The organism is Flectobacillus major DSM 103 (assembly GCF_000427405.1).
Classification (GTDB): domain Bacteria; phylum Bacteroidota; class Bacteroidia; order Cytophagales; family Spirosomataceae; genus Flectobacillus; species Flectobacillus major.
In genome coordinates, this window is sequence record NZ_KE386491.1 from 1,565,719 (window position 1) to 1,580,359 (window position 14,641).

A 14,641-nucleotide genomic window follows, 5' to 3' on the forward strand; every position below is an offset into this window, starting at 1 on the left:
TCGGTATATTCAAACTAGGATAAACCCTTGTGGGGGCCATAAGCAAATTGTACATAATAGATTATAAAAAATTACTTATTATAGCTACTCTATGTTGGGAAATATGCGTAAAAAATTGTTGGAATATTGGAAAGAGAGTCTATTGTATGCGATGCGTGCCAATATTGATGTAGAAAGTGCTAACCCTGTGGTGCTGGCCGACGATATTCTGTCGGAGGGTCGCCTTCCTTCAGAACAGGCTGAAGCAATATTTGAGAAAGAGGAGAAAAAAATTAACCGAGAAAAAGGAATAAAAAAAGAAAGTGACCCCAAATGGGAGCGACTCGACAAGGTAACTATTTTGCTTTCACCTTTTAAAGTACTGCCCCAAACCGAGTATAGCACTTATTTTACAGCCAATAAACCTTTGTATCCGTTTTGGATACCCGTTTTTCTGGACAGATTAGGCGAGTTACGGCCCATCGACGAATATTATCCTGTTGTGCCTCGCGAGCTGATGAGTCCAGTAGGAAATGAAGAAAATGATTATATATTTTGTTCGATAGATACCCTAGAGGAAATTTATGCTGCCGAGAAAAAAAGTATTTTACACTGGCATGAATACCTTACATACCTGCATGATGTTTTTGAACAACTGACAGGCCAGCCACTCTCTGGCTTTTCAGAAGAGCTTTATACCGTTGTTAATGAAACAACCATAGTTTTACCCGAAAAAGATATTCAAGCAGGAGCGGCTATTGTAGCCCTGTACGAGGCTCTTTTACAAGAAAAAACACTACCTCCACTTCTCAACGAATTTATTACTATCGACTCGGTGCTTACACCCAAAGCCCCAGTTCAAGCCAAGGATTTTTTGACTGCCCACATTGGGCATCTTGGACAAATGGGGCAGGCGTTTCCCCTGAGTATTTCACAAAGAAAAAGCTTATATACCCTCAATCAAGCCGAAAAATCATCGAGAGTTTTTGCCGTAAATGGCCCGCCAGGCACAGGTAAAACTACACTTTTACAAAGCATAGTGGCCAACGAAGTGGTATTGTCGGCTTTGCGAGGGCAAGACCCTACGATTATGTTGGCATGCTCGGCCAACAACCAAGCCGTGTTGAATATTCAGGAAAGTTTTATGCAGACCGACCAAGCCAGCGATGAACTCCGTGAGCGATGGCTACCCGATGTGTCGGGATATGCCACCTATTTGCCCGCACGAAGTAAGACCGAAAAAGAACTTGCACAGATTAATTTTTTGAAAATAGATGAATCAGGATTATTTGCTCGCCTAGAGGAAGAGTCGTATCATGAAAAAGCCACACGCTATTACCTCAATATGGTAAAACGCCATACCCGAAAATCAGTCGAAGATGTATCGGAAGCCTATTTTTTGATACAAAAAGAAATCAGAAATATACAACTCGACTTGCAAGAAGGACAGGTGTTGTGGAAAGTTGTTCGTGAAAAAATGGCGGAATTTACCCAAAAGGCTATAGCTCAGCAGTATTGGGCCTTGGTAGAAGAAACAAAACTGTTTTGGCTAGATTTTGAAACTGCTATAGAAGAACAGATTTTTATGATAAACTCGTCGGCTCGGCCAATGGTTCGGCAAACGATTTTAAGTTTGGATGCCCTAAAAGACACTTCTCGTATGCGTTTGTTGGCTTTTTTTCAAAGTAAACTACGGCAGATAAAAGAAGTAACTCAGGCTTGGAGAGACTGGGAGCGGTGGAAAAAAAAGCACAAAATTAAAGGAAATCCCGCCAGTGATGAAACTGCAATGTGGCAAATAGAACTCGAAAAGCTACAAAATCCACAGGCAAAAGGCTATTTTTTTGATGAAATAGACACCACAATCCGAAACAAAGCATTTCATTTGGCCGTTCATTATTGGGAAGGTCGATGGCTCGAAGCCATGCAAGAGCAGCTCGATGGCAATACCCCCAACAAAGGACTACAAGGTAAAAAACAGGTGTGGCGAACCAGAGCCATGCTTACGCCGTGTTTTGTAAGTACCTTTTTTATGGCACCCAAGTTTTTTTCGTACCTAAAATATGCAGGAGAAAAAGAAGATGGTGCTAAAAAATGGGAAAATCCACCCTTACTCGATTTTGTAGATTGGTTGATTGTCGACGAGGCGGGGCAGGTAAGCCCCGAAGTAGGTGTGGCGGTTTTTGCCTTAGCCCAAAAAGCTATTATTGTGGGCGATACCATGCAAATAGAACCAGTTTGGAATACGATTCCTAAAGTAGATATAGGGCATTTGCTCAAGTACCAAATCATAGCAGATGAGCGAGATTCTTTGAGGCAAGCACTAGCTCAAAAGGGGTTTTTATGTTCGAGTGGCTCGTTGATGAAAATGGCACAAAATGCAACAGCGATTGTCGACGAAAGCAACTTGTCGGGGCAAAAAGGTATGATGTTGCTCGAACACCGCCGTTGTCATACCCAGATTATTAGTTATTGTAATGATTTGGCCTATTCTGGAATGTTAAAGCCCATGAAGGTGTTATCTGAGCATGAGCAGTTATTTCCTCCGATGTTGTTGTTGCATCAAGAAAGCCATTCATCTGTAGTCAACAGAGACCGATTTAATGAAGTAGAAGCCCAAGAAATAAAACGCTGGCTACTCCAAAACCGCAGTATAATAGAAAAACATTTTAGCCAATTATCAAACAACTACCGTCGAATCGAAGATTTGGTGGGTATTATTACGCCGTTTAAAGGCCAACGCCGATTACTGTATAGTTTGCTACGACAAGTAGGCTTAGATGTAGGCCAAATGAAAATTGGTACGGTTCATGCACTACAAGGTGCAGAACGCGAAATAATCCTTTTTTCGCCAGTATATGGAGAAGGTGATGCCGAAACCCTATTTTTTGACCGAAACAACCAGCCTAATATGTTAAATGTAGCCGTTTCGAGGGCAAAACAAAGTTTTATTGTTATTGGTAATGCTAGTATTTTTAACCCATCTCGAACAAGCCCTTCAGGCAAATTGAGAAATTACCTGAAAGAAATATAGATAGGATGATTTTTGGATTTTTAAGTATTTTTATCTTTTTGGTTATCAATTAAAGCCAAAATATAAGAATATTTGCAATCGGTAATAAATAGCAGACTAGAACTGGATTTGAGCAAAATGTCTAATAGAACACTAAATAATACTGGCAAAGAATACGTAATGATTTTATATTAATACCAATTCTTACGCTAATTGATTTATGAGTCACGTAGAACGAAATGTTGTTGATTTACATAATCCACAAACTCTTGATTTTATTAATCAAGTAGCTTTGCGAGGCTTATGGACGTGGGATATTGATAATCCAGCACAATACTGGAATGCACCTCGAATCTGGGAGTTATTGGGCTATAACAATTCTTCTGACAATATCAACAATAGCCTAGGTTCATGGCAATCTCATATTCATCCGCACGACCTAGCTATAATTATCGAGGCTTTTCAATTATTGATAGAAACCAAACAAACAACTTATGAGGTGGTTTTTAGGGTTCGTCATAAAAAAGGAAGTTTTTTATGGATTAAATCCAGTGGTATATTGGTTGAAGAAGCCGATGGCCAACAAAAAGTGGTGTCATATTTTGAAGATATTACCTCACAAAAAGAACCAATCAAAAATCAAACTTTTGTAGTAAAAAATGCTGAATGGGACGAGAAAGAGGAAGAACTGATTAGAACACAAGAAATTTCAGAACAAATTAACCAAATAGCTCTGGTAGGTGGATGGGAGGTTGATTGGAATACCAAACAGATTAAATGGAGTAATATAGCCAAAGAGATATTTGAAGTATCGCAAGATTTTCAACCTGATGTTCTAACAGGAATGGAGTTTTATCCAGACCAAAACAGCAAAGATTTACTCATAAATGCTATATCACTTGCTGTAAAAGAGGGTATTCCGTTCGATATAGAGGTAACGATAGAAACTGCCCTGAAAAATAAAAAATGGATACAAATCAAAGGGCAAGGCGAATACCTCGACGGTAGGTGTATTCGCCTGTATGGTACTTTCAAAGATATTGACCAAGTCAAAAAAACAGAAATAGAAATACAACGTACCAATCGCCTTTTCAAAAAGTTATCAGACCAAGTGCCTGGTGGCTTGTATCAGCTCAAGCGGTTTGATGACGGCCGAATTACTATTCCTTTTGCCTCTGATGGCCTTTTTGAGTTGTTTGAAATTAAGTACGAAAAAGGCAAAACTACTGTAGAGACAATGCTTGAACGGATTCATAGAAGCGACTTGCCCATATTTTTTGGTGCTATCGAAGAATCTTTCAAAAATCTTACCGTAAAAGTGGTAGATTTTAGAATCGTTGTTCCCAACAAAGGCAAGCGTTGGGTGCGTGGCGAGTCTACCCCCGAAAGGCTCGAAAATAGCGTAATTTGGCATGGCTATTTACACGATATTACTAGGTACAAAGAAGTAGAAAACGAAATCGTTCGCTCTGAAGCCAAGTTTAGGGCTTTGTATAACTCTACCAGCGATGCCGTATTGGTATTGAACCAACAACGGTGTATCGATTGCAATCCTGCGGCTATTGCTCTTTTTGGAGCTTCTACCAAGGAGGCAATATGTAAAATGTCAGCTTTTGCCCTTTCGGCCGACAAACAGAAAGAGGGCGACATGCAGGTTGTTTTGCAGGAACATATTATGGAATGCCTTCGTGAAAGTCGCCATAGTTTTGAGTGGATTTGTAAAAGAATGGACAATGCTGAGACTTTCCCTGCAGAAATACTGCTGTCTAAACTTAATATTGAAGGCGAACAATTGATTCAAGCCGTTGTACGAGACATCACTACTCGCAAACGTATAGAACATGAGTTTTTGACCGCTCGTGAACATGCCGAGGCAGCTAGCTTAGCCAAATCCGAATTTTTGGCCAATATGAGCCACGAAATCAGAACACCACTTAATGGCGTTATTGGTTTTACCGATCTGCTGATGCGAACAGAGTTGGCCGAAACGCAGAAACAATATGTGTCAACAATTTTTCATTCAGCTCATTCGCTGCTCGATATTATTAATGATATTTTGGATTTCTCTAAAATTGAAGCAGGTAAACTAGAATTATCGATAGAACAATCTGATATTATCGAGCTTAGTAGCCAAGTAATCGACCTAATTAAATACCAAGCTCATGAAAAAAACTTGGAGGTATTGCTCAATATAGCCTCGAATGTACCAAGGTTTATTTGGGCGGATGCCGTTCGGTTACGTCAAATATTGGTGAATTTGTTGAGCAATGCTGTCAAATTTACCAACAATGGCGAAATCGAACTAAAAGTGGAGGTGCTGGAAGCTACTTTAAACGATACTTGTAGGTTTAGGTTTACCGTGCGAGACACAGGCGTGGGTATTGCCCCCAAAAACTCACAGAAGATATTTGAAGCATTTGCCCAAGAAGATGCTTCTGTAACTCGTAAATTTGGCGGTACTGGGCTAGGACTCACTATCTCTAATCAATTGTTGTCGCTGATGGATAGTTCGCTGAAGTTAGAAAGCGAATTAGGTAAGGGAAGTTCTTTTTGTTTTGAACTTTCTTTCAAAACAAAGCATGATAAACCTATTGTTTGGGACAACCTAACCAATATTCACGATGTAATGATTGTTGACGATAACCTCAATAATCGCTTGATTTTGGAAGATATGTTAGCACTCAAAAATATTCAGGCTCAACTATCAAGAAGTGGTATCGAAGCATTGGATCTACTTACCGAAAATACCAAGATTCCTGATGTTGTTATTGTGGATTATCACATGCCGTATATGAATGGTATCGAAACTATCTGGAATATTCGTAAAAATCTAGGCTTGAATATCCCCATCATACTCTTGCATAGCTCGTCCGACGACGAATATATCAATACTGCTTGTGCCGAATTAGAAGTACATAAAAAATTAGTAAAACCAATTACCAGTTTCCAGCTTTACGATGCCCTGTCGCATTTGGCCAAACAAGGTGAAGGCCGAATTTATCAAGGAACTCAAGAAAAAGGAAATGCCCCATACTTTGATAAGCAGAAATACAAAATTCTAATTGCCGAAGACAACAATGTAAATATGTTGTTGGCCACCACCGTATTAACTACAATTCTACCAAACGTAGAGCTCATTAAAGCCGAGAATGGTTTAGAAGCCGTAATTTTGTACGAAAAACACCATCCCGACCTTATTCTTATGGATGTTCAGATGCCCGAATTGAACGGTTATGAAGCTACCAGAGTTATACGAATGGAAGAGTCGGGTCGTCATACGCCAATTATTGCTCTTACAGCAGGTACAGTAAAAGGCGAAAACGAACGCTGCCTAGAGGCAGGTATGGATGATTACGTGACCAAACCTTTTGTAAGGGCAACTATTGCACATATATTAGAAAAGTGGTTGGATGATAAAAGTATTATGATAGAAGAAGAAGGAAAAAATGTAATTACAAGTTACAATGAGCACTTGGATTGGGAGGATTTATGTGCGAGAATGGGCGATGACCCTGCATTGGCTAAAGAAATACTAGAAATGGTATTAGAACAAATTGATGAGATTATGGTACAGTTTAAAACATTGATAGAACAAGGAAATTTAGAAGCCCTCAATAGATTTGGACACAAAATAAAAGGCACAGCGTTGTCTGCTGGAATGACTGTACTAGCCAAAAGAATTGAAAAAATAGAAAAAGTGAAAGTTTGGGATAAAGACAAAATCAATGCCTTGCTCGATGCCGTAGAAGAAGAAGTGATTTACCTAAAGCCTCTGATTAAGCAATATCTTGATGCATAAAGAATGCTAGAATTTGTCTTTTTTTTGGCATTTTGCTTGTCTACCCATCTTCAGCAACAAAACCCTCTTGTGCTACAGGCACAAGAGGGTTTTGTAATTTAATAAGCTTTTATACCAACAATATTGTAGCATGCAGTATTATGAATACGAAGCTTAAAGTTACTTACTAAATAGTGGTTAAAATAAAAAGCCCCCCCAAAAACGACATAATTACTTATAGCTATTCAACCCAATAGGTATTTCATGTTTTATGATTAAATTGTACCAGTAATTTCTTAAAAACAACCCAATTTTATTGAAAAACATGATAAAACTTAGTAAAAAACTATTCCTTTTTCTTGCTCTTTTTGGTAGTATTCATACGCTATTGGGCCAGAAAAACACCAAGCTGTTTGACCCCAAAGGCTTGAAAGTTCAGTGGGAACTCACAGAGAATGAATATCTTGGTAAAAGACAATATTTGTCGGCATTTACCTTGACCAACACAGGCAAAACTGTATTGCCTTCTGCAAACTGGACTTTGTATTTTAATTATATTCGGGATATAGACCCAAGTTCGGTAACAGGCGGTGTACATATCGAAGCGGTTAATGGCGATATTTTTCGTTTATATCCTTCTAATTCCTTCAAAGCCCTTAAACCCAACGAATCCCTAACGATTTCGTTTGTTTCGTCCGAGCTTTTCGTTAATGTTTCTGATGTGCCATTTGGTATGTACTTTGTCGATAATGCCAATCCAGCAGCGGCACAAAGTATTACCAATTATAGCATAAAACCACCCAAAGAAGATAAAGTAGGCTATACAACGGCCGATAAAGTATTTGCCAAAAATGAGCTTATCAAAGATATTCCCCTAGGCCAATTGCCACCAATTTTTCCGACTCCACAAAGCTACCAGTGGCAAGCGGGGCAATTTGTGCTTAGTCAAAATACCCAGATTTTAGCACAAAAGGAATTCCTGAATGAAGCTACTTTGTTGGGGGCTGATATAGAAAAAATAGTAGGTAAAAAGCCCGAAATTGTTTCAGAAGTAAATGGCTCGGCCATTGTTTTTCGAAAAGATAATTCTCCAGAAGGAGCTTATGCCTTACATATTAGTAACGAAGGTATAGAAATCGTGGCCTCGTCGGGTGTTGGTGCTTTTTATGCTGTTCAATCGCTCAAATGCCTATTTCCGTGGCAAGCCACCGACAAAGCCACAACAACAATTACTATTCCAGCCATAAAAGTCAAAGATGCCCCAAGATTTGGTTTTAGAAGCTTGATGTTGGATGTAGCCAGAAATTTTCAAACACCCCAAGAGGTTAAAAAAATACTCAGTTTGATGGCTACCTATAAGCTAAATGTTTTGCATTTACACTTTATTGACGATGAAGGCTGGCGTTTAGAAATCCCCGATTTGCCAGAACTAACTGCAATAGGTGCTATGCGTGGGCATACCCTCGATAGCAAAAAGTATTTGCCTGCTTCATTTGGTGCTGGCCCTGTAGCTGGTGTTACTTCTGCCAGTGGTTTTTATACCCGCCAAGAGTTTATAGACTTGCTCCGTTATGCTGCCGAACGCCATATCCAAATTATTCCAGAGGTAGAATCGCCGGGTCATGCTCGGGCTTCTATTAAGGCAATGGATGCTCGTTACGAAAAATATATGGCATTGGGCAATCCTACCGAAGCCGAACGCTATTTATTGAAAGACCCCAACGACCAGTCAGAATACCGTACAGCACAACTTTGGCGCGACAACGTCATGTGTGTAGGTCGCCCGTCGGTGTATGAGTTTGCCGAAAAAATTGTCAATGAAATTGTATTGATGTACCAAGAAGCTCAAGCTCCACTCACAACGATTCATTTTGGTGGCGACGAAGTACCTGCGGGTGTTTGGGAAAAATCACCTATTTGTCAGGAATTAATCAAAAATACGCCCTCGCTCAAAAATACAGACGATTTATGGTATTACTATTTTGGAAAAGTGAACGCTATTTTAAAGGCAAAAGGTTTGTTTTTGTCAGGATGGGAAGAAATTGCTATGCGTAAAACAGTATTAGATGGCAACAAAACCATGATTCCAAACCCTGTTTTAGCCAATGAAAACTTTCAAGTAAATGTTTGGAATAATATGATTGGGTGGGGTGCCGAAGACCTCCCGTACCGATTGGCCAATGCAGGCTATCGAGTAATCTTGTCGTGTGTAAGCAATATGTATTTTGATTTGTCATATCAAAAAACTTTTGAAGAGCCTGGTTATTATTGGGGTGGTTTTGTGGATATGGACAAACCGTTCTATTTTATTCCTTATGATTATTACAAAAACTCTACCGAAGACCGCCGTGGCAATCCTATTGCACCGTCGTATTTCTTGGGTAAAGACCGCCTTACCGATTACGGAAAGTCAAATATTGTAGGTATTCAAGGTTTGTTATGGAGCGAAAGTATCAAAACTCCCGAACGATTAGAATATATGTTGTTGCCAAAACTTTTTGGTTTGGCCGAAAGAGCATGGGCTGCCGACCCCGATTGGGCCAATGCCTCTGATGCTACCAAATACAAAGAGCTTTACGACCAAGCATGGTCAACCTTTGTGAATGTAGTAAGTAAAAAAGAACTCCCACGCTTAGATACTTTTGAAGGAGGCTATTTGTACCGAATCCCAACGGCTGGGGCAACAATACAAAACGGGCAAGTGCTAGCCAATGTTCAGTTCAAAGGCTTTACCATTCGCTATACTACTGATGGCTCAGAACCAACAGCCCAGAGCAAAATATACCAAAATCCAATTACCGAAAAAGGAGTTATCACCTTAAAAGTATTTAATAGCAAAGGAAGAGCTGGCAGAAGTATTCAGGTACAAAACAAATAGAGATATAGGTTGCTATTTAAAGCTATTTCAAATTGATACAAACATGGGTGATTATTCTTGATGTCTACCTTGCCAGCAATAGAGACGTAATGTTTTGTGTCTACAAATGAGTCATCTCGAATTTTAGGTAATATTAAAAACTTCTTATTTGTGTTTGTTGAGATTCATAAGGTCGTCAATAAAAATTAGGGGCTATTCATTCAAAAGGCGGTCGAAAAACAATTTTCGACCGCCTTTTGAATGTTAAATATCAGCATGACATATCTTTAGCCGCAAAGTATCTTCAAAAATAATCACCATTCACTAAATTCGGATGCCTCGTGTTTTGATTCTTCAGTATACATTCTTCTTCGTAATTTTTTCATGACAACTAACAGGAAAAATAAGATTTTTAATACCTGTTTGAGCCAGCAACCAGCGTATTTGTATAGGTTCAGCAGGATTTATATAAATTCAATTTTTTATGAAAATATTACAAAAAACATCACTGTAAAAAAATAGAAGTTTTTATAGAAGTAATAATCAATCTTTGTAATAACAAATCAATTAGAGACAACTTAATTAAATAAAGACAAAGTAAAGCATTATCTGTCTTGGGATAAAGGCACAAAGTATTTTTGGGATAGTCGACCCTAAAACCTTCAATCACTCTGTGTCCTTTTGCCCTAATAAATAGTGTTTTATTTTATCCAACACCAATAATCATTTTTATTACCCTTCAGTTGAAATTATTATCCAAATTAATACAGTTGCTGTTAATAGCACATAAAATTAGGGTGTTCATACAAGAACATCCTTTTTTTTTGCCCTGCAACAAACCTGCTCGCAATGATAATTTTATACATCTTTCTCCTAATTGTGTAACACTTTCTTGTGCCAACCAGCCTAATTTTGTTGCATAAATCAACAACATTATGGAAGAGGTTATGAATCATTCCCAATCTTTGCAGTTGCCTGTTACAGGTATGACTTGTGCGGCCTGTGCAAGCAGTGTCGAGAGTGTATTGAAAAAACAAGAAGGGGTATTGGCTTGCTCGGTGAATTTTGCTAACGAATCAGTTCAATTGACTATAGATGAGGCTATTACCTCAAAAGAGTTGCTTCAAGAAAAGGTACAGGCAATAGGCTATGATTTGATTATTGCTACCGACAATATTCAGGAAAAAGTAGAAGCTTATAAAGAAAATAAACTTAAATCACTGCAAACCAATACAATATGGGCAGGCGTATTTTCTTTGCCAGTTGCGGTGATAGGAATGTTTATGATGGATTATGAGTGGGCTAATGGGGTAGCATGGGTGTTGAGTACTCCCGTAGTTTTTTATTTTGGGCGTAGTTTTTTTATCAATGCTTGGAAGCAATTGGGCAATGGTACGGCCAATATGGATACCCTTGTGGCCTTGAGTACAGGTATTGCATATATTTTTAGTGTATTCAATACGCTCAATCCTGCGTATTGGCATGCTAGAGGCTTGCACCCACATGTTTATTTCGAGGCTTCTGCTGTGGTGATTGTGTTTGTTTTATTGGGCAAATTGCTAGAAGAAAAAGCCAAATCCAATACTTCGTCGGCTATTAAAAAACTAATGGGTATCCAACCCAAAACGGTTTGGATTATTGAAAATGGTGAAGAAAAAGAAGTAGATGTAGCCAGTGTAAGAATAGGAGATAGGATTGTTGTAAAACCTGGCGAACGTATTGCTGTAGATGGCAAAGTGTTGTCGGGGCATTCTTTTGTAGATGAAAGTATGATTTCGGGCGAACCTATACCTGTTGAAAAACTCAAAGGTACTAAGGTATTTGCAGGCACTGTAAACCAACAAGGTAACATTAAGTTTTTGGCTGAAAAAGTTGGAGCAAGCACTTTACTGGCTCAAATTATTCAGAAAGTACAAGAGGCTCAAGGTAGTAAAGCTCCGATTCAGCATTTGGTCGATAAAATTGCGGCTATTTTTGTGCCTATTGTTTTGGGGTTAGCTGTTTTGACATGTACGCTTTGGATGATTTTGGGAGGTGACAATGCCTTGACTTATGCCTTATTAACTTCGGTGTCGGTTTTGGTAATTGCTTGTCCTTGTGCTTTGGGGCTTGCTACGCCAACAGCTATTATGGTAGGTATAGGCAAAGGTGCAGAGAAAGGAATACTTATCAAAGATGCTGAAAGTTTGGAGTTGTCTCATCGGGTCAATGCTATTGTATTGGACAAAACGGGTACTATTACTGAAGGAAAACCCGCCATTGTAGATACTTTTTGGCAAAGTGATGATGATTTTTTGAAAGCCACTTTTTTGTCGCTCGAAACAGCATCGGCTCATCCTTTGGCGGCTTCTATTACACAATTTCTACAAGATTATAAAAAGCAAATGCCTGTGGTAACACAGTTTGAAAATGTTGCAGGAAAAGGAATTAAAGGAGTTGTTCAAGAGCAGATGTATTGGGTTGGTAGCCCCAAATGGATGAAGGAGCTTGGCTATAGCATACAAGGGTTGCCTATCGAGCAGTGGCAATCGGAGGCTAAAACTTTGGTAGTAATGGCCAATACTACCCAAATTCTGGCTATTGTTGCTTTGGAAGATACCGTGAAGGCACATTCAAAAGAAGCCATAAAAGCCCTTACCCAGCAAGGAATAGAAGTATATATGCTTACGGGCGATAATAGCCAAACTGCCCAAAAAGTAGCGAAGGATATGGCTATTAAGCATTATAAAGCAGAAATGCTACCCAACGATAAGGCTATTTTTATTAAACAACTTCAACAAGAAGGAAAAGTAGTGGCTATGGTTGGCGATGGTATCAACGACTCGCAGGCATTGGCTCAGGCCGATGTAAGTATTGCCATGGGAAAAGGCTCGGATATTGCGATGAATGTGGCTAAAATGACCCTTATTTCATCAGATTTGATGACTATTCCTTCGGCAATTGCGTTATCAAAGAAAACACACTTAACAATTCAGCAAAACTTGTTTTGGGCTTTTATTTATAATATTATAGGTATCCCGATTGCCGCAGGGTTGTTGTATCCTATCAATGGTTTTTTGATGAACCCCATGTTGGCAGGTGCGGCTATGGCCCTAAGTTCGGTATCGGTAGTAAGCAATAGTTTGAGGATTCGCTTGTATAAACTTTAGGGTTGTAACCAAGTTGATTTACCTACAATAACTACGCAAATTAATTACATTTAACACTTAATTATCATGGAAAAAATTCAATTCAAAACCAATATCAACTGTGGAGGTTGTGTTGGTAAGGTTACGCCATTTTTAAACCAAATAGAAGAAATAGAAAACTGGAAAGTGGCTACTGACAATCCAGATAAACTATTGACCGTTGAAGGCGAAGACCTATCGGCAGAGTTGATTATCGAAACTATTGCCAAAGCAGGATTCGAGGCCAAAAAGGTATAAGAATCATCAGCTACTTGGCAAGGGGTATTTCACCAACCTTGTCCAAAGGCTTTCGAATAGCGTAAGCTTGTTTGGTATTTTTGAACTGACTGGGCGTAAGTCCAGTTATTTTTTTGAACTGATTAGAAAGGTATTGTACACTGCTATAAGCCAGCAAATCAGCAATTTGACTAATATTAAGTTCATTATAAACCAATAACTCTTTTACTCGTTCTATTTTTTGAATAATTAAGTATTGTTCTAATGTAATACCTTCACTATCAGAAAACTGTGTACTTATTTGTTTAAAATCTTTGCCGATTTTATCAGATAACCAAACAGAAAATTTCTGATTTTGTAAATAATCGGGATAAGTATGAAGTAGCTCGATAATAGCTGTTTTTACCTTTTCTACCAATTGTTCTTGCTTGTCGTTGAGCAATTCAAATCCAAATGCTTGTAAGCGTTCATTAAGTTTATTTTGTTGAGGTGTATCCAAGGTATTACGGGTATTTACCTCTCCCAAATGAATTTGCGAATAAGGAATATTTTGTTCTTGAAGAATTTGGCCAACAACCAGTTTGCAGCGGTTACAAACCATATTTTTTATATAAAGTATCATCTCGGTAAGTTCTTTTGTTATTTGGCAGTACACGCAATTTACTAAATGCTTGTTCAAGAGTACAGCAATTTTATTGCATATAGTATGAACAAATTGTTTTGTGAAAGGCTATGCCGTAAAATATCAAGTAATCAAAAAGATATATAATAATCTGATAACAAGTCAATTGTCGATAAGCTCAAGTTGCGTAATTTTTTAACCAGAAAAAACAACAAGAAAGTTCCTTGAATAGATACAAACGTATTTACGAGCAATATGGCAGATTTATGGAACAAACTGCTTACTTTTGGAGGCTCAAGTTATTATTGAAAGTAAAAAAAATGATGAATTCAACCTATTTTATAAGAAAAACCCTACAGGTACTCTGCCTGTGCTGTATTATACTAATGGCAACACCTGCCAAGGCACAAGAAATAGAAGAGAATCTAGTGGGCAATTTTGCAATAGTGCTAAACGCAGGTATACCTTTTAGTTCCAATTCGCTCGAAAAAGGAAAAGTGTCTGAAGGAGCAACTTTTGCTTATTTCCCCAACCCTAAAAGTGCTTTATCCATCTCTTATCGTGCGGCACGTTTTCAGCAAACTACATCTGTAGGAGAAAACTCTACCAGCAATGTAGCCATTAGTATGGGAGGTGCAAGGTATTTTCCAATTGGAAAACGTATTGCTCCCTTTGTAGGTTTTGAGGCAGGACTCAATTTTATGAAAGTTACCTCTCCTTTATTGGCTTTTCCCGAAAACAGTGAATTTATGAACGACCTTGCGAGTTATTTGTTTTTGCCCAAAATAGGCTGTTTGATAAAAGTAAATAAGGTTTTGCAAGTTAATATAGAAGGCAATTATTTCTTGCTGTATACCCCCAACCAAGAGGCCAACCTTACTCTGATAGACAAAACAGGGCTGGTGATTATTCCTTCCAAAAAAATCATGACGGCCTCGATAGGTCTTGCTTATAGTTTTTAGTGACCACACATTAGGTAAACCAACAA

Annotated in this window: 7 protein-coding genes; 6 read left to right on the forward strand and 1 reads right to left on the reverse strand. The window is 38.5% G+C overall.

From position 1 onward, the window contains the following. The first annotated feature begins 103 nt into the window (after positions 1 to 103). The 5 genes from FLEMA_RS0108320 to FLEMA_RS0108345 all read left to right on the forward strand — a co-directional run bounded on the left by FLEMA_RS0108320 (position 104) and on the right by FLEMA_RS0108345 (position 13,052). On the forward strand, positions 104 to 3,013 hold the full coding sequence (locus FLEMA_RS0108320; RefSeq protein ID WP_159102666.1) for a DEAD/DEAH box helicase: 2,910 nt from the start codon (positions 104 to 106) through the stop codon (positions 3,011 to 3,013). Between the two features lie 199 nt (positions 3,014 to 3,212). Continuing rightward, entirely contained in the window at positions 3,213 to 6,791 is a 3,579-nt protein-coding gene (locus FLEMA_RS67970) for a PAS domain-containing hybrid sensor histidine kinase/response regulator (RefSeq protein ID WP_052354027.1), read from the forward strand. Between the two features lie 304 nt (positions 6,792 to 7,095). Beyond that, a complete protein-coding gene (locus tag FLEMA_RS0108330) occupies positions 7,096 to 9,648 on the forward strand; it encodes a family 20 glycosylhydrolase (protein ID WP_026995071.1) in 2,553 nt (850 codons plus the stop codon). 926 nt (positions 9,649 to 10,574) lie between these two features. After that, positions 10,575 to 12,776: a heavy metal translocating P-type ATPase gene (locus FLEMA_RS0108340; protein WP_229359392.1), complete on the forward strand. Its 2,202-nt coding sequence runs from the start codon at positions 10,575 to 10,577 to the stop codon at positions 12,774 to 12,776. A gap of 66 nt (positions 12,777 to 12,842) precedes the next feature. After that, complete coding sequence (locus FLEMA_RS0108345) at positions 12,843 to 13,052, forward strand: heavy-metal-associated domain-containing protein (RefSeq protein WP_026995074.1); 210 nt, start codon at positions 12,843 to 12,845, stop codon at positions 13,050 to 13,052. A gap of 10 nt (positions 13,053 to 13,062) precedes the next feature. On the opposite strand, the gene FLEMA_RS0108350 is transcribed toward FLEMA_RS0108345, so the two are convergent. After that, a complete protein-coding gene (locus FLEMA_RS0108350; protein ID WP_026995075.1) occupies positions 13,063 to 13,653 on the reverse strand; it encodes a helix-turn-helix domain-containing protein in 591 nt (196 codons plus the stop codon). Positions 13,654 to 13,973: 320 nt separating this feature from the next. On the opposite strand from FLEMA_RS0108350, the gene FLEMA_RS0108355 reads away from it, so the two are divergent. Beyond that, positions 13,974 to 14,615, forward strand: coding sequence for a hypothetical protein (locus FLEMA_RS0108355; protein WP_144080060.1), 642 nt, complete (start codon positions 13,974 to 13,976; stop codon positions 14,613 to 14,615). Positions 14,616 to 14,641 lie beyond the last annotated feature (26 nt).